The sequence below is a fragment of the Myxococcus sp. CA033 genome, from assembly GCF_013336625.1.
Classification (GTDB): Bacteria; Myxococcota; Myxococcia; order Myxococcales; family Myxococcaceae; genus Myxococcus; species Myxococcus llanfairpwllgwyngyllgogerychwyrndrobwllllantysiliogogogochensis.
In genome coordinates, this window is record NZ_JABUMU010000021.1 from 131,050 (window position 1) to 152,939 (window position 21,890).

Here is a 21,890-nt window from a genome sequence, read left to right on the forward strand (position 1 = left end):
TTCTGTCTCCTTGCTGCGACGGTACGACGTTATGCCTGTGCCACCGGCTTCGCCACGAAGCGCAACAGGACATAGCCCACCACCGCGGACAGCAGTGAGCCGACGAGGATGCCCAGCTTGGCCTCGTTCAACAGGTCTGGCTGCCCCGCGAAGGCCAGCCCCGCGACGAACAGGGCCACCGTGAAGCCGATGCCCGCCACCACCGACACGCCGTGGAGCTGCCCGAGTCCCGCGCCTCCAGGCAAGGTGGAGACCCGCAGCTTCACCGCCGCCAGGGTGAAGAGGAAGATGCCCACCTGCTTGCCCACGAAGAGGCCCGCGATGATGCCGAGCGGCAGGGGCGCGAGCAGGTCCTTCCACCCCATACCCTCCAGGGAGATGCCCGAGTTGGCCAGCGCGAACAGCGGGACGATGCCGTACGCCACCCACCCGTGCCACAGGTGCTCGAAGCGGTTGAGCGGCGGCTCCAGCTCCTCCAGCCGGTCCTCGATGTAGAGCAACTGCGCGCTCCGCATCGACTCATCCTCGGCGTTCTGGGTGCAATCGCGGATGTACGTGGAGAGCTCCTCCAGCACGTTCCGGCCCGGTCGGGTGGGGCGCGAGGGGATGCACAGGCCCACCACCACGCCGGCCAGCGTGGCGTGGATGCCGCCATGGTGCATCGTGTACCAGAGCGCCACGCCGCCCAGCAGCCAGACGATGCCGTTGCGGACATAGAAGCGGTTGAGCGCCATCAGCAGGGCAACCACCGCGGCGGCGGCGAGCAGCCACTCGACGTGCAGTCCCGTGCCGTAGAACAGGGCGATGACGAGGATGCCGCCAATGTCGTCGAAGATGGCGAGCGCCGTGAGGAAGACGATGAGCCCATGTCCCACGCGCGCCTTCACCAGGGTGAGGCAGCCAATGGCGAACGCGATGTCCGTGGCCATGGGGATGGCCCAGCCCGCCATGGCCGGGGTTCCCGCGTTGATGGCGACGTAGAGCGCGGCGGGCACCACCATGCCGCCCAGCGCGGCGATGAGCGGCAACATCGCGCGAGACATCGTGCGCAGCTCCCCCGCGCTCAGCTCGCGCTTCACCTCCATGCCCACGAGGAAGAAGAACAGCGTCATCAATCCGTCGTTGATGAGCTGCTGAAAGGTGAAGGACGCATGGGTGCCCGCCACCCCGAGCTCCAGGCGGGCGTCGAACAAGCCGACGTAGGACGACGCCCACGGGGAGTTGGCCCACACCATGGCGACCACCGAGCACAGGGCCAGGAGGATGCCGCTGCTGGCCTGGAGGCGGAAGAAGGCCTGGAGCGGGGCGATGGCCACCCGGAAGAGCGCGGGCACGGGCGCCGGTGAGCGGGTCCGGGGAGAGGGTGTGATGGGAGGCGTCTCCATGGTGGGGGGCAAGATGCCCGCGCCTTCCCGTGGGCGCACCCGTTTTCGGACGAGGGCCCGCCGAAATGTCACCCGTGCGTGCTAGGGAACTCGGCGGGTAGGGTGAGCCGTTCGTTGATCCACGGGGCGGGGGCATGAGAGAAGGGCGGGGATGGCCGTGACGCAGCAGTTGAAGGCAGCCAAGGCAGCAGCAGTGGAGCTTCCCGTGGACCCGACGCCGGACGTCGGCTCGGAAGGGGAGAAGGCGAGCGACGGCTCGGGCGCGAGGGAGATCGCGTCCCTGACGCCGATGATGCGCCAGTACCTCGAGGTGAAGGCGCTGCACCCGGACTCGGTGCTCTTCTTCCGGCTCGGGGACTTCTACGAGATGTTCTTCGAGGACGCCGTGCGGGCCTCCGAGATCCTCCAGATCACCCTCACCGCCAGGGCCAAGGGCGCCGACAAGGTGCCCATGTGCGGCATCCCCTACCACTCGTCGCGCCGCTACATCGCGCGCCTGATTGGCGAGGGCCTGAAGGTCGCCATCTGCGAGCAGGTGGAGGAGGCCGGCACCGGGCCCGGCATCGTCCGCCGCGAGGTGACGCGGGTCATCACCCCCGGCATGGTGCTGGACGAGGAGGTGCTGGAGCCTCGGGACAGCAACTTCCTGGCCGCCGTGTGCTGGAGCGAGCGCGGGTGGGGCGGGGCGCTGCTGGAGGCGTCCACCGGAGAGTTCCTCGCCATGGAGGCGGCGTCGGCGGCGGAGCTGGCGGAGTCGCTGTCGCGCGTGGAGCCCAGGGAGCTGCTGGTGCCTGGAGGGCAGCGTGACTCGGCGGAGGTGGCGCAGTTGTGCGCGCGGCTGCCTCGCGTGCCCGCCATCGCGGAGAGCGAGGCCGCGGCGTTCGAGCCCACGCGCGCGGCGGGGTTCCTTCGCACGCACTTCGCGGTGCAGTCGCTGTCCGCCTTTGGCCTGGATGACTCGCCCCTGGCCACGAGCGCCGCGGGCGCGGCGCTGCGCTACCTGAAGGACACGCAGAAGACGCCCGCGGCCCACGTGGACCGGCTCAGCCGCCAGGAGCGCTCCGGCAGCCTGCTGATGGACGAGTCCTCGCGCGCCAACCTGGAGGTGCTGCGCTCGCAGCGGGATGGGGGGCGCAAGGGCTCGCTGCTCGGCGTGTTGGATAGGACGGTGACGAGCATGGGGGCGCGCAAGCTGGTGCGCTGGCTGGCCTCGCCCCTGGGTTCGCTGCCGGAGATCCACGCGCGGCTGGACGCGGTGGAGGAGCTGTCCGCGCGCAGCGTGTGGCGCGAGGAGCTGACCGGCATCCTCAAGGAAGTGGCGGACCTGGAGCGGCTGACGGGCCGGCTGTCGCTGGGCGCGGGCAACGCCCGAGACTTGCGCGCGCTGGGATTGTCGCTGGCGCAGCTTCCCCGGTTGGGCAAGGCCCTGGCGCGGTGCCAGACGGCGCTGCTCCAGTCGCTCGCGGGGCCGCTGACGGCGCTGCCGGAGCTGGCGGACCTGCTGGCGCGCGCGGTGGTGGACGAGCCTCCCGTGGTGCTGAAGGAAGGCGGCCTCATCCGCCAGGGCTACCACGCGGAGCTGGACAAGCTGGTGGAGCTGTCCACGTCGGGCAAGGACATCCTGCTGAAGATCGAGCAGCGCGAGAAGGAGCGGACCGGCATCGGCTCGCTGAAGATCCGCTACAACAAGGTCTTCGGGTACTACCTGGAGGTGACGAAGTCGAACCTGCACCTGGTGCCGGCGGACTACATCCGCAAGCAGACCACGGTGGGGGCGGAGCGCTTCGTCACCCCGGAGCTGAAGGAGCACGAGGAGCTGGTGCTCACCGCGGAGGAGAAGCGGTGCGCGCTGGAGCTCCAGCTATTCGAGGAGCTTCGCGCGAAGGTCGCCTCGGCGGCGCCGCGCATCCGTTCGGCGGCGGAGGCGGTGGCGGCGGCGGACGCGCTGCTGTCCTTCGCGCGGTGTGCTTCCGAGTATGGCTACACGCGGCCGGAGGTCGATGCGTCGGAGGTGCTGAGCATCACCGCCGGGCGGCATCCGGTGGTGGAGCGGATGCTGGGGGCGGGGGAGTCCTTCGTCCCCAACGACGTGCGGATGGACCCGGAGGACGCGCAGCTGTTGGTCATCACCGGTCCGAACATGGCCGGCAAGAGCACGGTGATGCGGCAGGTGGCGCTCACGGCGCTGATGGCGCAGGCGGGCTCGTTCGTCCCCGCGAAGGCGGCGCGCATCGGCCTGTGTGATCGGATTTTCACGCGCGTGGGCGCGGCGGATAACCTGGCGCGCGGTCAGTCCACCTTCATGGTGGAGATGACGGAGACCAGCCACATCCTCCACCACGCCACGCGCAAGAGCCTCATCATCCTGGATGAGATTGGACGCGGGACGTCGACGTTCGACGGACTCTCGATTGCGTGGGCGGTGGCGGAGCACCTGCATGACCACGTGAGCGCGCGCACGCTGTTCGCCACGCACTACCACGAGCTGGTGGACCTGGCGCGCGAGCGGACCCGGGTGAAGAACCTGTGCATCGCCGTGAAGGAGCAGGGCGGCAAGGTCATCTTCCTGCGCAAGCTCATTCCCGGCGGGGCCAGCCGCTCCTACGGCATCGAAGTGGCGAAGCTCGCGGGCCTGCCTTCGGAGGTCGTGGGTCGGGCGCGGGAGCTGCTCCAGAACCTGGAGTCAGGCGAACTGGACGAGGCGGGACGTCCCCGAGTGGCGGTGCGGCAGAACCCGAAGCGCGCGGTGTCCACGGCGCAGCTCGGACTCTTCGGAGAGCCCGCGCCCGTGGCCCCTCCGGTGCCCACGTTGCCGGCCTCGCATCAGCAGGCGTTGGAGACGCTCAAGGCGGTGTCCGTCAACACGCTGACGCCGCTGGACGCGCTCAACCTGCTGGCGAAGCTCCAGCGCGAACTGGAGGGCTGAGCGACGCGCGGTCAGCCCATGATGTTCTTCTTGTTGTGAAAGAGCGGGTCGCCCAGGCGGCACACGTTCTTGCCTTCGAACTTCACGTCGAAGGAGTACATCATGAACTCGCAGGGGCCCTTGGTGGCGCTGCTGGCCACGCCGCCGCCCGCGGTGCCGGCCTCGTTGCCTGACGAGACGCTGTAGGTGGCCCCTTTCACCATGGGCATGTGCCCTTCAATGGTGACTGTCTTGGGGCCATCCGCCGCGTCCGCGGAGCGACCCACGTTCGGGTAGGGGATGGGGACCGGGCCGGCGGGAGACGGTGTCTTGCAGACGTCTGGCAGGACGATGCTCTGTCCCTTGCTTCCACCATGGGTGACGCCTCGACCGTTGACGAAGGTGGGCACGGAAAGGTCCTTTCTCGAAGGGGCGCGAGTGTCGTAAGCCGTCAGGCGCTCACGAATTCGTGGGGTTCCAGGAAGCGGAGATGGGGGAAGGCCTTTGACTCCAGCACGCGCTTGACGTCCTCGTGGACGAGGACCGCGCTGACGTTCTCCGCGAGCCGAAACAGCTTGAGGCCACGGGGCTTGTCACCATCAATGGCCAGGTGGTCGATGCTCGCGTCGATCAGGCGGGAGCTGTCAGGAGTGTGGAAGACGGTCTCCGCGAGGTTCGCGGCCCTCACCAGCCCGATGACATTGAAGGCCTTGTAGCCCCGGTGGACGACGGTTCCATCCTCGCTCTGGATGACGGCGTCATAGACGTCGAGGCTGTCCACACCTGCCTCGAGCAGCGCCGCATGGAACGCATTGCTCATGAGGTTGGCCGTATTGAAGTAGTCCAGCAGTTCTCCCTGCTCATTGCCAGGGATGATTCCGACGACGATGAGTTGTGAGGGCGGACGCTGGAAGGGTTTGCCGGCCCACCATCGGTCTCGAAGACTCAGGTTTGGCACGGGATAGATGAGCATCATGTCGTGGCTGCTCGACTCGAGAATGTAATATTTCGGGATCGCTTGCATCGTGACGGCTCAGAGAATCCTGGTGACGCTGCCCTTGGCCTTGGACCTGGTGAACTTCCCGATGCCTACCATTTCATCCGCATAGTCTTGAGTGAGGGAGTCCGTATAAAGTGGGGGGCGCCAGACGGACTTCGTCAGGAGTCCGCGGAGGCTCTCGGAGAGCGAATTCAGGCGTGCGGTGAGTCCCAAGGGCGGCGCGAACCTGTCCTCGTTCTCAGCCTTGCTCTCCATCGCGATGGAGCACGACTCGGTGGCCATCACCGCCAGGCGCTCGCCAATCGACTGAAGAATCGCTCTTGCCTTGTCCGAGTATGGTTTGTGACGCATGTGGAACTGCCTGCCACCGGAGGCTTCGATGGCGGCCGCGACGTAGGCGGGTTTGAATGCTTCTGTCTCTTCGCCCAACACGTCATCCTTGCGCTTCTTGAGGTATTTGAGTCCCAGGTCCGCGGGCCATTCGTTGCAGTTGGAGAGAGCGTAGGGGCTTGGTAACCATTCCCCATTCTCGGCGGCGTTGACGTCGTAGCCAATGGAATATCCCTTCTTGATGTAGCTCGACATGGCTGGCCCTCCCTTGTCAGGGAGGTAGTCCGCGATGCAGTTGTCGTCTCCCATGAAAGGAACGACGGAGGACCCCTTGAGCGACTCGTTTCCCGGGATGAGGTGATGGGGTGCGTACTGGAGGGGGTATTCCTCCTCCTCCTTGTCCTCCGCGTAGGTCTGAATCAGCTTCGGGCGTTTGACCGTTCCATAGGTCACGACCTCCCCCTTCTTGAACAGCAGGGAGACCTTGTCCGCTGCGGGCTCGAGGTTCTTGGCTGCCTTCATCTTCCTGCCCAGCACGCCGCCGTCCGTCGCCGCCATTCCTCCCACGGCGTCATCATCGGGGTTCTGCAGCAACATCTTCTGGGAGTGCGCGTCGCCTATCTCGTGCCAGGGGCAGGTCTTCTCGTTGTGCAATTCCTCTGACACGAATTCCGAGACGGCCACTTCTTCACCGATCTCCATGGTCCTCCTCCTTCCAAGTTCCAGTTCAGGCGGGCAGCAGGAGCGCCGCCGCACGGGCCTCCAGGTCGGAGGTGCTCCAGACCAGGGTGGGGCCCTTCACGTGTCCGGCGCGCAGGCGCTCCGCGGCGAGCACCAGCATCAGGGGTCCCAACGCCGCGCCGGCGTCGCCCACGCAGTCCGCGGGATGTTCGATGCGATGTGCCTCCTGGAAGCGCTCCGCGTTTCGCAGGTAGGCCACGCCCCATTCCTTGCTGGGCAGGCTCTCGCCATTGAAGCCCGCGAACACGCACTGCACCTTGGGCGCGTTGCCCGGCATCCCCGCGAAGAGCGCTTGAACCGCGTGGGCCAGACCGTCTCCAAGATAGGGCTCCTCGGAGTAGCGGTGCCCCTGCTCCGCGCCGACTCCCACGTGGGTGATGCGGGCCACGGGCTCGAGGCCGGAGCGTCGCGCGCCACCAGGAGTCGACAGGAGCAGGAAGCTCGCGGCCTCTCCCGGAATGAAGCCGTCCGTGCCCCGGGGGCGCAGTCTGTCCTCCGAGTCCAGCACGGCCAGCCTCCGGGGATGGTTGAAGGTGTCCAGCCCACCGACGATGACGGTGGAGGCCTGTCCCGTGGACAGCAGTCGCATCGCGTCGCGCAGGGCCATGAGGCCGCCCGCTCCGCCGTGCCGGTACACCCGGCTGCTGGCGACATCGAGCCGCACTCCCGATTGGCGGGCGAGCTGCTCCATCATCACCCGTGAGGAGGGGAGCTGAATCCCCCACCGGTCCTCGGGGAGGGCCAGGAGCAGGGGCGCCGCACCCGTGAGCCCCGCGCAGGCCTCCGCGAGCGCGTACGTGGACAGGCGCAACAGGCGAATCCAGGTGTTGGAGAGGCGCGTCCCGTCGACCTCCAGGGGCGGCAGGTAGTGCTCGGCGAGGAACGACACCACCTGCCGTTCATGGGCACGGTTCAAGAGACCCGCCTCCGCGAACCGCACGAGCCCCGCGCGGACGGAGGTCGCCGTGGTGGGCACATCGAGCCCCACCGGGGTGGTGGCTCCCAGCCCCACGACCTCCACGCCAGGCATGGCGCCGCTCACGAGCGAGCCCCCGTCATGCGCTTCACCGCGAGCGTCACCTGCTCGACCTTCAAGGCGCGCTTGTCGCAAGGAACGCATCCGCGCCACGTCAACGAGAAGCGGTGCTGGTCTGGCTCCAGGAGCAGGGTCTCGATGTGGAGGCGCGGCTTCTCCTCCTTGCCGGCGATGCGCACGGAGGCTTCCAGGTCCACCTCGGGCAGATGGAAGCGCTGCACGCCTTCGGGCGCCGCGTTGATGAGCTCCACGGGCTCGCCGCCCTTCAGCCAGGTCGGGTAGATCTGTCCCTCGGGGGCGGCCTGGAAGAAACGCGTGTCGAAGTCTCGCGGGAGATAGGGCGCGCGATGCTTCTTCCAGGCTTCGTCATACGTCCCCGCGAACCCCATGCGCGGCTGCCAGGACGGAGCGACGAAACCCACGCCGTGTGGCGTTGTCTTGTCGGACAGGCTGGTGAGGGGGAAGCCGGGGTGCGTGAGGTTGGGCAGCGGCGTGCCGTTCATCTCCTTGACGGCGCGCTGTCCCCGAAAGCCCACGCCCACCGGGTTTCGCATCTCCGCGAGGAAGCCGTGAGGGCCCGTCTGGTGACGGCCTCCGTAGGCGCGCTCCCACGTCAGGGGCACCCGCGTCGTCGGAATGGGCGTCGTCGCTGATGCGCCCAGCAGGCCCGCCTTCCAGGTCCTGTCTCCGTGGACCTGCACCAGCTTCTTGAGAGTACCCACCGACATGGACAGGCCAAAGTCCGACGCCGGACGTCCCTTGGGGGCGTGGGCGTCTCCGACGAGGACGACGTCCGTGCCGCGCTTCATGAGGTGTGATTCGCCCGAGTACTTGAGGCTGGTCTCTCCGGGAGGGCCCCAGTGCTCGTCCACGTGCGCGACGGCCTGCTGTGTCTCGGCGACGTGGAGCCCGCTGGAGGTCATGGCGAAGGTCGCCTTGAGGACCACGTACAGCGTGTCCACGCCCTTCTCGTCTGGAAACAGGTAGAGCGACGACGCGAAGGGGGTGGTGTTCTCGAGTTGCAGCATGGCGGTGTTCCCCTGGCTGGCATGCTCATCGCGTCGTGAGTCGCGGTCGGCCCGTCCTGGCGGCTGTCAGGCCCATGGCCAGGGCCGCGGCCTGCCGGTTCGCCCACGTCCGCGTGTCGAAGCGCACGGCGCCCTGCGTCTGGACCGCCAGGTCGAGCGCGAGCTGTTCGCGCCCGCGCATGGGCTCGGTGGAGAGGGCCTTCCACGCGACCTCGGGGGAAAGGGGCTGGCCCCGCAGGTAGCGCGTCTTCGGGGAGAAGCGGTCCTTCTCCTTCACCCACCACCGGGCGACGGCGGCCGCGTCCGGGAGGGGCAGGGTGGCTTCAGGAGATGGGACGAGGTCCGCGTCCAGGTCGTCCTCCTCGAGGGGCGGGAGGCCGTTCTCCTCGTCGTCCTTGGCGGGCCGTGCGAAGTCGCCTTCCAGCCGCAGCCCCGTCACGCGAGAGAAGGCTTCGCCCGCGAGGCGAGCGGTCCTGTCGTGCTTCATGGCCTCCAGACAGAGCTCCGCGGCGTGACGCCAGCCGGAGTGACCCAGCGCCCACAGGGCCGCTGACTCCAAGGCGGGCACGTCCAGCGCGGCGGCCATCCGGGACACGTCCTCGGCGTGACCCGCCGCCGCGAGCACCGCGAGGACCCGCGCGGCTTCGGGCGCCGTGCTCGCGACGGGCTTGCGGAGGGCCTGGAGCGCGGCGGGATATCCCAGGGCCAACGCCGTCTCACCGGCGGCGATGCGCACGTCGGAGCTTTGCGCGCCGAGGGCTGATTCCAGCAGGGGGCGCGCCGCTGGAAGGTCTTCACGGAGCGCTCTCAGGGCCGCTGTCTGGATTTCGGCGGACTCGCTGCGCAGCAGTGGCAACAAGGCCTCGGCCCCCAGCGCTTCGCCACGAAGACTCAGGAGGCCCACCGCCGCGGCCTGGAGTCCTGGTGTCGCTTGAAGCTCACGACGTCGCAGGAATTTCGAGACCTCGGCGGTGGGTGCCAGGCGCAGCGCCTTGAAGAGGGCTGTCTGTCGCGGACCTGGCGCCTCCGAGAAGAATGGGAGGAGCCAGTCCAGCGGCGCGCCCGTCGCCATCAGCGCGAGGGCCGCGACGAAGACCTCCTCGGGCCGGGTGCTCTCCAGCCAGGGAATGAAGAGTCGCTCGGGGGCTTCCGGGCCCGCGCACGCCAGCCCGTCCAGATGGGCCATCAAACGGGCCTCGGGCCCCTGCGCCACTTCGTGCAAGCGATAGTCAGGAGAATGGCGGGCCCGCTGCCATTGACTCGCGAGAAAGGCAGCCTCCTCCAGGTGTTCCTCCATGATGTCCCACATGACGGGGCATCGGCGTGGAGCCGCCATCAATTCACCTTCACCGCGGCACCCTTGATGCGCTGGACGCCTGACGCGTGCGATTCAATCTGGGTGCCTCGGATGACGACACGTCCATTTCGACGCAGGGTGATGCTGGCCTCGCCGCAGAGCAGCACGATTTCGTCCTGGCCTTCGAGGACGATGCGCTGGCCATCCACGCTGGCGGAGACAGGCAGCGCGGGGACCTTGGCTTCCACCGAGCGCAGGAGGTTCTTCCTCGGCTCCAGGAGTCCCATGAGGATGGGGCGGCCGGGCAGTCCTCCCTCGAAGGTGAGGAGGACCTCCGTCTGAGGCGCCACTTCCTCCAGGTTTGTCGTGCTCGCGCCGGCGAGCACGCGAGCGGGCACCGGGCCGGAGGGATTCCCCTCGAAGTCCACCAGCGGAAGGCCCTCCTCCGACATGCCCGTGAGGCGTCCCACGTGAGGGGTCGAAAAGAAGGCTGAGGACGGGCGAAGGATGACGACCTCCGCAGGGGCGGCGGATGCGTTTCGACGCTTCATGAAGACAAGCTATCAAAACCTGACAATGCAAAGTTGGACTTCCTGTAAAATCGAGCCTTTCTGGTGCTTGGCCTTGTTGGCATTCAGGGCTGTCTCGCGGCCCACATCGAGAGCAGGGGGGCTTCCCGGATGCGGGAGGCGTGACGAGATCTGGGGGTCTATGAAGCTGGCCTCCATCATCGTCGGAATCGGTATCGCGGGCTGCGCGGCCCGGGGCGTCCAGGCAGGGCCGGAGAGCGTTCCGGCCGAGGGTGGTTCAGGGCGCGACGTGCTCGTGTTCGAGGGCATGTGCGACGCGTCGGGCGCGGTGGCGCTGGGTGGCTCGTTGTTCGTGGTGGGTGACGACGAGGACAACATCCTCCGCGTCTATGCCGCCCGGCGCGGCGGCGCCCCGGTGCGCAGCGTGGACCTGTCACCGGAGCTGGAGCTGCCGGCCCACAAGAAGAAGGCCCCGGAGGCGGACATCGAGGCCGCCACGGGCCTGGGCTCGTACTCCTTCTGGCTCACGTCCCACGGCCGCAACAGCTCCGGGAAGAAGGCGCCCAGCCGCCTGCGCTTCTTCGCCACCGAGGAGAAGGAAGGCCTGCCCCAACTCGTGGGCCGTCCCTACACGCAACTGCTGGATGACCTGCTCGCGGCGCCGCAGCTCGGCGCGTTCCGGCTCGCGGACGCCGAGGGCCTGGCCCCCAAGGCTCCAGGTGGGCTCAACATCGAGGGCATGACGGCGATGGCTGACGGCGCGTCCATCCTCATCGGCTTCCGCAGTCCCGTGCCTCAAGGCAAGGCGCTGCTCGTTCCGCTCCTCAATCCGAAGGAGATGGTGCTGGAGGGCGCCTCCGCGCGCGTGGGTGAGCCTCGGCTGGTGGACCTGGGCGGAATGGGCGTCCGCTCCATGTCCTGGTGGCGCGGGCGCTATCTCATCATCAGCGGGGGCACGGATGGCGGGGGCACCTCGCACCTGTTCACCTGGGCTGGCGGAGACGATGCGCCCGTCCTGGCGAGCGACGTGGACCTGGCGGGCTTCAACCCGGAGGCCTTCTTCACACCCGAGGACGCGGAGGAGATTCTGCTGCTCAGTGACGATGGCTCGAGGCCGCTCGACGGCGTGGCGTGCAAGAAGCTCAAGGACCCCGCGCGCAAGCGCTTCCGTGGCATCTGGGTTCGCCCGGGGGAACAGGGCTGACGAGCGTCCTCCCTCATTGACGGGCCCACGGCGGCGTCGCGAGAATCACCGCTTTTCCGCCGGGGAGTCTCCGTGAATCGTGTCTCTGGTCTGCTGGCGTTGCTCTGCGTCTGTGTCTCGTCGGCCGCGCTCGCGCAACGCAAGGAGCTCACCCCCGCCACACCGGAGGCGACGTGTGAACTCACCCCCGCGCTGCGCCTCACCATGCTGGGCGGCGGCTCTTTCGACCTCAAGGAGCCGGCCCTCTATTTCTTCTCACGCTCGCGCAGCCAGGTGCAGGTGTTGGTCTCCCAGCCGGAGGGCGCGACGGAGCCTCGGCTCGAAGCCGTGGGCTTCTGGCATTTGAAGTCGGAATGTCTCATCTCCGTCGACGCCAAAGGCGTCCAGTACGGCTCGAAGCTGGATTGCGAGGACGCGGAGATCGAGGCGAAGGTGAAGGGCTCGGAGGTCACCATCCAGACGCCCGAAAAGGACGTCTTCAAGGTGACCCTTCCGTCCAGGGAGAGCGCCTCGCTGGGCCTGCGCATCACCCTCGTCGCCGAGGGCAACTTCCGGCGTGTGTGGGGCAGCCTGTGTGGGGAGTACAAGAATCCCCCCGCCACGGTGCCTGGCAAGGCGGATGAGTTGCGTCAGCTCAAGCGCCACTCGACGTTGAGCCAGGACTACAAGACCGGTACCAACAGCATCTTCCACATGGTGGGGGAGGCCCAGAAGCGCGCCCGAGGCGAGTAGCGCGCGGATACGCGGATCACGTGTAGGCTGTCGGCCCAATGCAGCTGGCCATTCCACATGCACCTCGAAAGGTGCGACTGACGCAGGTTCCCGGCGCGGTGGGTCGTCTCGCGCGAGATGCCGTGCTCGGGCTGGCTTTCATGGCGTTGCTCGGCGCCGGGGCCACCTGGGCGGGCCGCTTCTTCGTGGAGGAGCACGGCTTCAACGCGCGGGCGGAGGAAGTGGACGGGGTGCTGGTCGCCACGCGGCTCCCCCCGACGGACAAGCGCGACGGCGCCGAGGGCCTGCTCGAGGTCCTCTACACCTTCCAGAACGTGGAGCACTCCGTGTCGGACGTCCGCACCTTCGCGGAGTACGCGGAGGGGCTGGGCCATGGCGCGGTGGTGAAGCTGCTGGTGGACCCGGCCGCGCCGGGCCGTCCCCGTGAAGCCGGCTTCGCGCGGACCCGGGCCTCCCGCATGGGGTGGCTGCCGTTTGGGCTGGGGCTGGGCGCGCTCGGGGCAGTGGCCATGTTCACCCGCGAGGCCCGGAGACTGGTGCGCTCGGAAGTGGAGCCGCTGCGACTGGGCGCGTTGGTGTGGCTCACGCCGGATGCGCCCTTGCCGGAGGCTCGGGGCGAGGTGGTCTTCCCCGCCCACTACTTCCGGCAGGACGTCAAATTAGAGGTCCGCGCGCGGGTGCGTCCGGGCCGGGCGCCGGTGCGCAACGGGACGAAGGTGCTCGCGGCGGTGGTGCCTCGGGAGCCCGGCTGGGCGCGGGTCATCGACCAGGACCTGGCGGGCGTGCTCGGCTGGCTGCGCTGAGCTGACGGGTGGGGCCGAAAATTTGCCGGTGACGTGGGGCCGTGTGACACACGCCTGTAGCTCCCAGTTCGCCGGAGGTTCTTCATGTGCCCACGCCTTTTGCTCGCGCTGCCCATGCTGCTGTTGCTCGTCCCGGGCACGGTGGGGGCCGCGAAGCGGGATGAGGCGGAGGCCGCGTACCAAGGGGCTCGCCGCGCGTACTACACGCTGAAGGACGACGCGGCCCGGCGCAAGCTGCGCCACCACTGGCTCAACGTGGTGCACAAGTTCGAGGCGGTGGCGAAGAGCCACCCCAAGTCCGAGCGCGCGCCCGACGCCCTTTTCACCGCGGGCGAGCTGCTCCAGGAGCTCAGCCGCATCTCCTTCGTCGAAGAGGACCTGAAGTCGGCCATCGCCGACTACGACAAGCTGAGCCGCGACTACCCCAAGCACCGGCTGGCGGACGACGCCGCGCTGGCGCTGGCGCGCATCCACGTCCACCGGATGGACCGGCCCGAGGACGCGCGCCGCGTCCTGGCGGACATGCTCGCCCTCAACAGCAAGGGCGACCAGGCGAAGGAGATGAAGACGCTGCTGGCCTCGCTGCCGACGCCCAAGGGCGCTCCCGTCGCGCCCGCTCCGTCGCGCGGCAAGCCCGCCACGCCGGTGCCGAACAAGACGCCCGTGCAGGAGGAGAAGGCCACGGCGGTCGCTCGGGTGGAGACGCCGTCGGAGCGCCCGGCGTCCGCGCTGGTGGGTGCCATCGAGAAGCTGGCCCGCGAGCCGTCCCCGATGATTCCCCGCCTGGACCCCAGCGCTCCCGTGGGGGTTGAGTCGTCCGGTGAGGGCAAGGGGCTGGATGAAGCCGTCGCCGCCGCGCTGGCCGCGAAGGAGCAGTCCTCCAAGGCCCCCGCTGTCGCCGTGGCGTCGAAGCCCGTGGTGGCTCCGGTCGAGGTGGCCTCGTCGAAGGTCTCCACGCCGCGCCCGCAGGAGCGTCGCCCGGAGGCCGAGCCCGTCCATGCCGTGTCGACCGTCGCGGAGAAGCCGAAGGCCGAGGTGGCGCCGAAGAGCATCGAGGTCGCCGCCGCCGCGGTGGTCGAGCCGCCCAAGCCCATTACCCGTCCCGTGGATGATGAGGTCGCGCAGGCGCGGCTCAAGGCGGTGGCGAAGCAGTCGCGCCGGGCGGAGCTGACGTTGGCGGAGCAGCTGGGCCTCAAGGTGCGGCGCGTGGTCATTGATCCGGGACACGGCGGTCACGACACGGGTGCCATCGGCAAGGAGGGGACGCGAGAGAAGGACGTGGCGCTCTCCATCTCCCTCAAGCTGGCGGACGAGCTGCGCGAGCGCGGGTTGGAAGTCGTCCTGACGCGAGAGGATGATCGCTTCATCCGCCTGGAGGACCGCGCGAAGTTCGCCAACACGGAGCGGGGTGACTTGTTCATCTCCGTCCACTGCAACGCGGCGACGAGCCGGAAGCTGCGCGGCATCGAGACGTACACGCTCAACACGTCGGCGGACCGGTACTCCATCCGGCTGGCCGCGCGGGAGAACGCGTCGTCCGAGAAGGGCATCAGCGACCTCCAGTTCATCCTGGCGGACCTGGCGACGAAGGCGAACACCGAGGAGTCCTCGCGGCTCGCCAACCAGGTGCAGCGCAGCCTGGTGACGTCCCTGTCGACCAAATACACGGACATCAAGGGGCTGGGCCACAAGGAGGCCCTGTTCTACGTGCTGCTCGGCGTGAAGATGCCGGCCATCCTCGTGGAGACCGCGTTCCTGTCCAACCTGGACGAGGAGAAGCGCCTGGCCACCAGCGCCTACCAGACGGACGTGGCCAAGGCGATTGCCCACGGTGTCGAGGAGTTCCTCGGCGACCGCAGCCGCGTGGCGAAGATCGACTGACGGGTGCTGGCGACGGGGCGGGGTTCCCACGTCGCCAGTGCGCGAGTCGAGAGTCTTCAGCGGAGCGCGCGCGTCAGGAGCACCGTCGCCGCGAGGCACGCCACCGTCCGCACGTGATTCCACGCGGTCCAGCCGGACACATAGCGTGCCCAGTGGAGCGCGGCGTCCGCGCTGTCCGGGTTCAGCGCGGCCAGCGCGTCGTTGCGCGGCACGTTGAACGCGGCGGTCACCCCGAAGCAGCCGACGAGGAAGATGGCGCCTCCCAGGAGCCGCTCTCGCGAGTGTGGATCACTCCAGGTGCCTGGCGAGGACAGCACCAGTCCCGCGCAGGTGAGCGCGGTGCCGATGAACGCCGCGATGAACAGGCCCGACACCGCCGAGACGTTGATGGCCTGCATCGCGGCGATGCCCCGCGCCGCGGGCAACCGTGTCAGGCCGTTCATCACGAACGTCGAGAAGGCGAAGAACACGCCCGCCATCAGCCCGCAGCCGAGCACGGACACCCACGTCAGGATTCGCAGCACCGTCTCCATCATCCGTCCCGTCTCCATTCACTTCGTCGTGGCGGCGAGCGCGAGCTCTTCCACGAAGTCCTCGAACCGTGTCGGTGTCGTGTTGTGCGCGGTTCGCCCCGCACGAGGCATGACGCGTCCTTCGTTGAAGGCGAGGGTCATCTCGACATAGAGCCCGGCGAACGTCTCTGACATTCCGGCCTGCACGAGCGCCTGGGTCATCTCCGCGGGGGCGAGCCGGACATACTCGAGCCCAGGCTTGCCCAGGTGCGCTCCGAGTATGCGGGTGGCCTCGCGATAGCTGAGGTCCCTGGGGCCCAGCAGCTCCCGAATGGCGAGGCCCTTCCAGTCCCGATGCAGCATCGCCTTCGCCGCGACGTCGGCGATGTCCCGGGTCGCAATCATCGGAACGGCGAGGTCCGGCTCGACGGAGTCCGCGTTGACGCCCTGGTGCTCGATGACGGCGAGCGCATCGAAGAAGTTCTCGAAGAAGGACACCGGACGCAGCAGCAGCACGTTCGTGTCCGCAAGCGTCTTCAGGCGCTCCTCCTGCGCATGGAGCGTGGCGAGCAGCCCCGTCCCCTCCCGTTGCTCAGCGCCCAGGCTGCTCAAGGCGACGACGTGTCGCACGCCGCTGTCCCGGAGGGCCTGGACAATGGCCTCGCCCTTGCGCCGCTGGTCCCCGTGGTAGTCCGGCGACTCCCGGTCCGCTGGCAGCAGCGTGTAGACGGCCTCGGCGCCGGCGAACGCCTTCGCCAGGAACGCGGCGTCGCCCGGGTCTCCCACGAGCACCTGCGCGCCGCGCGCGGCGAGCTCCGCCAGTCGACTCTCGGAGCGGCCCAATGCTCGGACGTCCTGCCCGGCCGCGAGCAGCAACTCCACCACCTTCTTGCCCGTGTTCCCGGTTGCTCCCATCACCGTCAACATGTGTGCTCCCTGGGGCCTTGAGCCCCGTGGCATTGGCTTGCCTGGAGTCCAATATCGGGGCACGAGCCAGGACTCTCAATGATGCGAAGTCGCTGATTCATGCTCGTTCGTCCAGGCTGGGGTGGACGACGGGGAAGGTGGGGCGGATACTCGGGACATGAAGAACCTGATGCCCTCGGTGGACTCGCTCGGCGAGGCCCTGCACTTCCTGCGGATGAGCGGCACGTTCTATTGCCGCTCGGAGCTGACGGCGCCGTGGGGGCTCGCGCTGCCGGTGATGAAGGGCAGCCTGATGTTCCATGTCGTGACGTCGGGACAGTGCTGGCTCGAGGTCGATGGTGTGGAAGACCAACTGCTCCAGCCGGGCACGTTCGTGCTCTTGCCCCATGGGGAGGGGCATCGTGTGTCGAGCGAGCGAGGGGGGCCGACGCGGAAGCTGGAGGAGCTCCCCGAGGAACTCGTGAGCGAGCGCTACTCCGTCCTGCGGCACGGTGGAGGAGGGGCACCCACGACGCTCATCTGTGGGGTCGTGCGGTTGGACCATCCCGCCGCCCGGCACCTCGTCACGTTGCTGCCGAGCGTCATCCGCGTGGAGCCTTCGGGCTCACCCCGCATGGACTGGCTCCAGAGCACGTTGCGCTTCATCGCCGACGAGGCGAAGGAGTTGAGGCCCGGAGGCGAGACGGTCATCACCCGGCTCGCGGACGTGCTGGTGGTCCAGGCGCTCCGAGAGTGGATGGCCCAGGGGGCCGGCGCGCGCACGGGCTGGTTGGGGGCGCTGCAGGACCCTGAACTGGGGCGCGCGCTCGCGCTCATCCACCGCGAGCCGACGAGTCCGTGGACGGTGGCCTCGCTGGCCTCGCGGGTCGCGATGTCCCGTTCGGCGTTCTCGGCGCGCTTCACGCGGATGGTGGGCGAGCCGCCCATGCACTACCTCGCGCGGTGGCGGATGTACGTCGCGCATACGGCGCTGAAGGAGGAGCGCCCCGGGCTGGCCGAGCTCGCGGAGCGCATGGGGTATCAGTCCGAAGCGGCCTTCAGTCGCGCGTTCAAGCGCTTCATGGGCGTGTCACCCGGAGCCGTGCGCAGGGGCGACGCGACGTCGCTCCCGTCCCTGGGCATGTCCGCGTGAGTGGTCGGCCACCTTCCAGAGCAGCGGCACCGTTTCAGTCCCCGACATCATGCGGGCGGGACGACGTTGGACCGCCTCGCGTACCCTGGTGAGCCACTCACATCGAGCGCGACGACGTCGGACTCTTCCAACTGCCGCTCAAGCTGCTCAACAACACGTTCGCTTACAACCACTACACTCGCTGTTGCTCGGGCGAAATCGGTCGATGGTGGAACAGCCAGGCGCCGCCTCTCGGGCGGCGGAAGGACCCAGCTGGCACGTCCACAGGTCGTGCACGGCTTGTGGCGGTCCTCGCCAACCAGCTTGCCGCCCGGCATCACCTGCAACTCGAACAGTTCGCCGTCGCTCCGAGCACGCCGGAAAGTCGCTGGCACCGAAACAGCTCCGGTCAGTCCGTCGAGACACCGCACGACGTCCGGTCGCACCAGCAGTGTCCACGGCATGTGGACGCTCACGGGACCGAACCGTCCCTGTGCCCGCCCCGTCAACGGGCCAAAGCCCGACCCCGGCGTCACCACCGCGCCGCGCGGCACCAGCGGCAACACGCTCGCTCGCAGCGCCGTGAATTCGGCCCACGGGACGCACCGTGGGCGCTCAAGGGCCTTTGCTCCCCCACCGAGCTTCGACAAATCCACTGCTGGGTAGTCGTAGCCTCCTCCTCCCCACGTGTTGCCGCATGTGGGGCACGAAACGCCGGGCAGCTGCCAGCGCCTGCCCATGTCGTACCCCCCACTCCACCGCACCGTTTCGCGTTCCTGCAGTGTGTAGTACCGCATCACTCATTCTCCGGCGGAGTACAGCCGCAGGGTCTGCCAGTACGTCATTGGCATTCCGATGAGCCCATACTTTGAAATCATCCGCGCCCCCTGCTTGAAGTGGTCGTCGCGCGTGGCCGTGAACCTGTTCGCATCAATCCACTTCCTCCAGTCCCGATTCCACGGGCCACCATTCTCGCCCGCGTGGACTCGATGGTGTTCATCGACCGCGACCAGCAGAGTGTACTGGTGGATGTTGATGCCGACGAACTCGAAGTACCCAGCGAAGGCGCGGGGGAAGATGTGGTGACGTTCCTTCGGCCTCCTCGTCCACTCGGCGATGGCCTTCCGCGCCGCCTTGACGCTCGGCAGCTCCTCGCGCTGGTACCATGGGATGACGAAGACGGGCTGCCGCCCTGGTAACGGCACTGCGCCACCCCAGTACCGCTGAATGCGGGCTGTAGCGCCGCCAGTCTGCGCGGGTGGAAACCGCAGCGCGAGCGGAGGCGACGCGAGGTCCTCGCATCGGAACAGTCCACACGCCTCCTCGCCACAGGCGGGCGCATAGCATCCGCCTTCCTCCCCGGACGCTGCCGACCTGGCGCAGGAATCCGCGGAGTCCTCCACGCCATTGTCGAGCAACGCTGCGTCGCCGACCTGCTCCGGCATGGATGCGCATGCGGTCATCAGGACCGCCATCCACGTCACTGTCTTCAGACTCATGGGCTCCCCCCGCGCCGATTCGAGGCCGCGCTTTGGCAGACGATGACGCAACCGTTTGCAACCGTGCAGCCGCGTCCACTTCGACTCCGTCCGACCTCCAACATTCTTTTTCGGGGCAGATGCGCGCGTGCTTGATTGAAGTTGCCCCGGTTCCGCAGGGCGTCCCGAGGTTTCGCCATCAAGCGGCGGCGCGGTGCCGTGCTCGATTCGACCCGGGCCTCGACCGCCAGCGCAATGTCATCGAGCGCGCTTTCGGGCACCTCAAGGACAAGCAAACCACTGGCACGCGCTACGGCAAGCTCGCCGTCAACAACCTTGCCATGGTGCAGATGGCGCTCATCTTCTCCTACTTACGCCGCTTGCATCCGTCAGACATGACCTGGCGCCCCACGGCTCGCGGTGAACGGGGGCACGGGAGGGCCCTGACGCGGAAGCTCCACCGTGAAGGTGGACCCACGTCCAGCCTCGCTCTCGACCCGAACCGACCCGCCCAGCCTTTCGACGAGCTGGCTCACGATGTGGAGGCCCAATCCCAGACCTCCGTAATGTCGCGACGACACCGCACGCTCGAAAGCCCGGAAGATTCGCGTCTGTCGCTCCGGTGGGATTCCAATCCCCTGGTCCCTCACTTCCAGCAGCGCTGTCGCGGCGTTGCCTTCGACCACGATGTCGATGGGCCTTCCTTCGCCGTACTTGATGGCGTTGGCGAGCAGGTTGGTGACGATTTGATCGAGCCGTGAGCGGTCCCACACGCCAGGCATCGGCGTGTCGGCATGCACTCGAAGCCGGGCTCCCGAGGTGGCCAGCTCGGGGGCGAAGCGGGCCGCGATGTCGCGGACCAGCGCCGCGAGGTCCACCTCCTCGAGTTCGAGGTCGAGCCGCCCCGCATGGATGCGTGAGACATCAAGCAGCGTGGTGACGAGCTTGGCCATCCGCTTCGCCTGTCGCTCGATGGTTTCGAGCGAGTGGGCCACGGTTTCCATCGGCGCGGCACGGAGCGTCCCCAGCCGGGCGAGGCGCAGCAGGCCCTGCACTGACAGTTGAAGGGACGTCACCGGGGTCTTCAGCTCGTGGGACGCAATGGAGAGGAACTCATCGCGCAGGCCGATCGCCGTCTGGGCCTGCTGATAGAGCCGGGCATTGTCCACGGCCATCGCCGCGCGGCGGGCAAGCTCCTGGGCGAGGACCAGCGACGCCGGGCCGTACTGGCAGCCCTCGCACTCGCGGGCGAGCGTGAGCGCGCCGAGCGTCCGGCCCCGGGCGAGCAGCGGCACTGAAATCCAGGACTGGAACGGGACGTCTCCCGAGGGCGCCGAGGTGTCTCCCATCGGGAAGAACGCCGGCTCACCGGTGCGCAGCACCTTGCCAGGGCCCTGCGCTGCCTTGAGGTCGGGTGGCGGCGCATAGACCTTCGCCGGAGACCTGGCGAGAAGCGCTTCGGATTGGGCCTGCGTGATTCGCCGGACCGTGTGATCCGGCTCCAGGAGATCGAACGCGCACCAGTCCGCGAACCGCTGGACGGTCAGCTCCGCCACGCTCCGCAAGGAGTCCTCGGGGGCCAGCGAGCCGGCGAGCATTCCGGAGGCCGTCGCCAGGAACGCGGATCTCCCTTCCTGCTCCTCGGCCCTGGCGCGTGCCTGCTGCTCGCGTTGGAACGTCTGGTCGCGCTCCTGCTCGGCCCGGCGCTGCTCGGTGATGTCGATGCCGGTGCCAATGACATACTCAATCTCTCCCGTCTCGCCACGCAGCACGTTGCTGGCCCAGGAGATGAGGCGCCGCTCTCCGTCCCGCGTCAGCCAGAAGCTCTCGTATTGTTCGTTCCCCATGCCCGAGGCCAGCACGGCGAAGTCCGTCTCGACGCGCGCGGCTTCCTCGGGAGGCTGGAGCCGCTTCCAGAAATGCGCACCGCGGAGCTCCTCGAAGGAGAAGCCCGTCACCTCCTGGCACGCCCGGTTGAAGCGGACGATGCGCCCTTCCGGATCCAAAACAATCACCAGCGCGCGGGCCGTATCCAGGACCGTGGAGCTGAAGTCGCGCTCACGTTGGAGCTCCCGCTCCGTGCGCTGTCGAGCGGTGATGTCCCGGAAGTAGACGGCCCTCCCATAATAGACACCGTCCGCGCTCACCACCGGGGCGTTGTACTGCTCGAACACCCGGCCATCCTTGAGCCGCAGTTCGTCCTGTCCCGACGCGTTCTCGTGTTCGGAGAAGGCGCGGGAGCGCGCCGTGAACAGGGCGGGCTCTTCCACGCGCTCCGCCATCGCGCGGAGCAAGGCCTCGCGGGAGGCGGATTGGATGTCTTCTTCCAGTCCCCACATCTGCGCGAAGCGGCGGTTGTGGGTGAGCGTCCCGCCGCCAGGGGAGGAGATCAGGATGCCCTCGACGGAGGCTTCGCTCAGGGACTCCCACAGTGTCTTCTGTTGGTGGAGGTCGCGCTCGCTGTCCAGGGTGCGCGCGAAGAGTCGCCGGTGGACGAGCGCGGTGCGGAGGACGCCGCCGAGGCGCTCCACCATGCCCCGGTACTGGCGCGGCAGCCGAGGCTCCCGGTCGAAGTACAGCAGGAGCACGCTGGAATCGCGCCCCGCGTCTGTCGTTCCGGGGATGACGGGCACGGACCAGCACGCGAGTCCCGGCGGGGCCAGCTCCGGGTAGGGCAGGTCCACCGAGGCGGGGCATGGCGCCAGGGGATGCTCCAGGGGACCCGGAATCGGCAGGCGGCGGGAGGCGGCGGAAAGGCCGCTCGCGCCCAGCAGATGGACCCGTCCCCGCGCATCCTCCTGGAGCCAGAGGGCCACGGTGCAGCTCAAGCGCTCCGCGAGACGGTCCAGGAAGGTGTCCGCGGACTTGTTCGGATCGAACAGGTCGAGCGCCGCGACGGTGAGCTCCTGGAGCACACTCAGGAGCGCGAGGCGTTCCTCGGTGAGCTTCTGGTCCGTGTTCGCCTCGTGGTCCACCATGTCCCGCATGGG

At 68.3% G+C, this 21,890-nt stretch carries 19 protein-coding genes; 6 read left to right on the forward strand and 13 right to left on the reverse strand.

All coding sequences use genetic code 11. The features are described 5' to 3' along the window. Positions 1-29: 29 nt before the first annotated feature. The gene (nhaA, locus tag HUA78_RS34510; protein WP_174478107.1) at positions 30-1,385 is read right to left on the reverse strand and encodes a Na+/H+ antiporter NhaA; all 1,356 of its coding nucleotides are present in this window, start codon (positions 1,383-1,385) and stop codon (positions 30-32) included. 151 nt (positions 1,386-1,536) lie between these two features. On the opposite strand from nhaA, the gene mutS reads away from it, so the two are divergent. Then, the gene (mutS, locus tag HUA78_RS34515; protein WP_174478108.1) at positions 1,537-4,311 is read left to right on the forward strand and encodes a DNA mismatch repair protein MutS; all 2,775 of its coding nucleotides are present in this window, start codon (positions 1,537-1,539) and stop codon (positions 4,309-4,311) included. 11 nt (positions 4,312-4,322) lie between these two features. On the opposite strand, the gene HUA78_RS34520 is transcribed toward mutS, so the two are convergent. Genes HUA78_RS34520 through HUA78_RS34550 form a run of 7 tightly spaced genes read right to left on the reverse strand, consistent with a single transcriptional unit; the run spans position 4,323 to position 10,273 of the window. Continuing rightward, positions 4,323-4,700 (reverse strand): DUF4150 domain-containing protein, encoded by a 378-nt coding sequence (locus tag HUA78_RS34520; protein WP_174458294.1) that lies wholly within the window; start codon positions 4,698-4,700, stop codon positions 4,323-4,325. A gap of 41 nt (positions 4,701-4,741) precedes the next feature. Continuing rightward, entirely contained in the window at positions 4,742-5,266 is a 525-nt protein-coding gene (locus tag HUA78_RS34525; protein ID WP_141644635.1) for a hypothetical protein, read from the reverse strand. Positions 5,267-5,323: 57 nt separating this feature from the next. Next, positions 5,324-6,322, reverse strand: coding sequence for a hypothetical protein (locus HUA78_RS34530; protein WP_174478109.1), 999 nt, complete (start codon positions 6,320-6,322; stop codon positions 5,324-5,326). Between the two features lie 25 nt (positions 6,323-6,347). Beyond that, positions 6,348-7,391 (reverse strand): beta-ketoacyl synthase N-terminal-like domain-containing protein, encoded by a 1,044-nt coding sequence (locus tag HUA78_RS34535; RefSeq protein WP_174478110.1) that lies wholly within the window; start codon positions 7,389-7,391, stop codon positions 6,348-6,350. Between the two features lie 8 nt (positions 7,392-7,399). Further along, positions 7,400-8,425, reverse strand: a complete 1,026-nt coding sequence (locus tag HUA78_RS34540; protein ID WP_174478111.1) for a DUF2169 domain-containing protein — start codon at positions 8,423-8,425, stop codon at positions 7,400-7,402. A gap of 25 nt (positions 8,426-8,450) precedes the next feature. Next, on the reverse strand, positions 8,451-9,734 hold the full coding sequence (locus HUA78_RS34545) for a TIGR02270 family protein (protein ID WP_174478112.1): 1,284 nt from the start codon (positions 9,732-9,734) through the stop codon (positions 8,451-8,453). A 26-nt stretch (positions 9,735-9,760) separates the two neighbouring features. Continuing rightward, positions 9,761-10,273, reverse strand: a complete 513-nt coding sequence (locus HUA78_RS34550) for a DUF6484 domain-containing protein (protein WP_174478113.1) — start codon at positions 10,271-10,273, stop codon at positions 9,761-9,763. A 160-nt stretch (positions 10,274-10,433) separates the two neighbouring features. On the opposite strand from HUA78_RS34550, the gene HUA78_RS34555 reads away from it, so the two are divergent. The 4 genes from HUA78_RS34555 to HUA78_RS34570 all read left to right on the forward strand — a co-directional run bounded on the left by HUA78_RS34555 (position 10,434) and on the right by HUA78_RS34570 (position 14,872). Beyond that, on the forward strand, positions 10,434-11,456 hold the full coding sequence (locus HUA78_RS34555) for a DUF3616 domain-containing protein (protein ID WP_174478114.1): 1,023 nt from the start codon (positions 10,434-10,436) through the stop codon (positions 11,454-11,456). A gap of 72 nt (positions 11,457-11,528) precedes the next feature. Further along, positions 11,529-12,188, forward strand: coding sequence for a hypothetical protein (locus HUA78_RS34560; protein ID WP_174478115.1), 660 nt, complete (start codon positions 11,529-11,531; stop codon positions 12,186-12,188). Between the two features lie 38 nt (positions 12,189-12,226). Further along, the gene (locus HUA78_RS34565; RefSeq protein ID WP_174464380.1) at positions 12,227-12,991 is read left to right on the forward strand and encodes a DUF3592 domain-containing protein; all 765 of its coding nucleotides are present in this window, start codon (positions 12,227-12,229) and stop codon (positions 12,989-12,991) included. A gap of 84 nt (positions 12,992-13,075) precedes the next feature. After that, the gene (locus tag HUA78_RS34570; RefSeq protein ID WP_174478116.1) at positions 13,076-14,872 is read left to right on the forward strand and encodes an N-acetylmuramoyl-L-alanine amidase; all 1,797 of its coding nucleotides are present in this window, start codon (positions 13,076-13,078) and stop codon (positions 14,870-14,872) included. A gap of 56 nt (positions 14,873-14,928) precedes the next feature. Here HUA78_RS34570 and HUA78_RS34575 read toward each other — a convergent pair whose 3' ends face one another. Both HUA78_RS34575 and HUA78_RS34580 read right to left on the reverse strand, forming a co-directional pair. Further along, entirely contained in the window at positions 14,929-15,408 is a 480-nt protein-coding gene (locus tag HUA78_RS34575) for a DUF1772 domain-containing protein (RefSeq protein WP_141644645.1), read from the reverse strand. Between the two features lie 15 nt (positions 15,409-15,423). Then, a complete protein-coding gene (locus HUA78_RS34580; protein WP_174464383.1) occupies positions 15,424-16,311 on the reverse strand; it encodes an NAD(P)H-binding protein in 888 nt (295 codons plus the stop codon). A 157-nt stretch (positions 16,312-16,468) separates the two neighbouring features. On the opposite strand from HUA78_RS34580, the gene HUA78_RS34585 reads away from it, so the two are divergent. Continuing rightward, complete coding sequence (locus HUA78_RS34585; protein WP_174478117.1) at positions 16,469-17,443, forward strand: AraC family transcriptional regulator; 975 nt, start codon at positions 16,469-16,471, stop codon at positions 17,441-17,443. Positions 17,444-17,490: 47 nt separating this feature from the next. Here the strand turns inward: HUA78_RS34585 and HUA78_RS47815 are convergent, their stop codons facing one another. The 3 genes from HUA78_RS47815 to HUA78_RS34605 all read right to left on the reverse strand — a co-directional run bounded on the left by HUA78_RS47815 (position 17,491) and on the right by HUA78_RS34605 (position 21,887). Beyond that, entirely contained in the window at positions 17,491-18,219 is a 729-nt protein-coding gene (locus HUA78_RS47815; protein WP_174458307.1) for a double-CXXCG motif protein, read from the reverse strand. 3 nt (positions 18,220-18,222) lie between these two features. Then, positions 18,223-18,921 carry a TIGR02269 family lipoprotein gene (locus HUA78_RS34595; protein WP_174464385.1) on the reverse strand — a complete coding sequence of 233 codons (699 nt, stop codon included), beginning with the start codon at positions 18,919-18,921 and terminating at the stop codon, positions 18,223-18,225. Positions 18,922-19,289: 368 nt separating this feature from the next. Further along, positions 19,290-21,887: an ATP-binding protein gene (locus HUA78_RS34605; RefSeq protein WP_254624056.1), complete on the reverse strand. Its 2,598-nt coding sequence runs from the start codon at positions 21,885-21,887 to the stop codon at positions 19,290-19,292. Positions 21,888-21,890 lie beyond the last annotated feature (3 nt).

Excerpts from the sequence above, each read along its gene's own strand:
- nhaA (WP_174478107.1), bottom strand. The coding sequence starts at position 1,385 with ATGGAGACGCCTCCCATCACACCCTCTCCCCGGACCCGCTCACCGGCG.
- mutS (WP_174478108.1), top strand. The coding sequence starts at position 1,537 with ATGGCCGTGACGCAGCAGTTGAAGGCAGCCAAGGCAGCAGCAGTGGAG.
- HUA78_RS34525 (WP_141644635.1), bottom strand. The coding sequence starts at position 5,266 with ATGATGCTCATCTATCCCGTGCCAAACCTGAGTCTTCGAGACCGATGG.
- HUA78_RS34530 (WP_174478109.1), bottom strand. The coding sequence starts at position 6,322 with ATGGAGATCGGTGAAGAAGTGGCCGTCTCGGAATTCGTGTCAGAGGAA.
- HUA78_RS34535 (WP_174478110.1), bottom strand. The coding sequence starts at position 7,391 with ATGCCTGGCGTGGAGGTCGTGGGGCTGGGAGCCACCACCCCGGTGGGG.
- HUA78_RS34540 (WP_174478111.1), bottom strand. The coding sequence starts at position 8,425 with ATGCTGCAACTCGAGAACACCACCCCCTTCGCGTCGTCGCTCTACCTG.
- HUA78_RS34545 (WP_174478112.1), bottom strand. The coding sequence starts at position 9,734 with ATGTGGGACATCATGGAGGAACACCTGGAGGAGGCTGCCTTTCTCGCG.
- HUA78_RS34550 (WP_174478113.1), bottom strand. The coding sequence starts at position 10,273 with ATGAAGCGTCGAAACGCATCCGCCGCCCCTGCGGAGGTCGTCATCCTT.
- HUA78_RS34555 (WP_174478114.1), top strand. The coding sequence starts at position 10,434 with ATGAAGCTGGCCTCCATCATCGTCGGAATCGGTATCGCGGGCTGCGCG.
- HUA78_RS34565 (WP_174464380.1), top strand. The coding sequence starts at position 12,227 with ATGCAGCTGGCCATTCCACATGCACCTCGAAAGGTGCGACTGACGCAG.
- HUA78_RS34570 (WP_174478116.1), top strand. The coding sequence starts at position 13,076 with ATGTGCCCACGCCTTTTGCTCGCGCTGCCCATGCTGCTGTTGCTCGTC.
- HUA78_RS34575 (WP_141644645.1), bottom strand. The coding sequence starts at position 15,408 with ATGATGGAGACGGTGCTGCGAATCCTGACGTGGGTGTCCGTGCTCGGC.
- HUA78_RS34580 (WP_174464383.1), bottom strand. The coding sequence starts at position 16,311 with ATGTTGACGGTGATGGGAGCAACCGGGAACACGGGCAAGAAGGTGGTG.
- HUA78_RS34585 (WP_174478117.1), top strand. The coding sequence starts at position 16,469 with ATGAAGAACCTGATGCCCTCGGTGGACTCGCTCGGCGAGGCCCTGCAC.
- HUA78_RS47815 (WP_174458307.1), bottom strand. The coding sequence starts at position 18,219 with ATGCGGTACTACACACTGCAGGAACGCGAAACGGTGCGGTGGAGTGGG.
- HUA78_RS34595 (WP_174464385.1), bottom strand. The coding sequence starts at position 18,921 with ATGAGTCTGAAGACAGTGACGTGGATGGCGGTCCTGATGACCGCATGC.
- HUA78_RS34605 (WP_254624056.1), bottom strand. The coding sequence starts at position 21,887 with ATGCGGGACATGGTGGACCACGAGGCGAACACGGACCAGAAGCTCACC.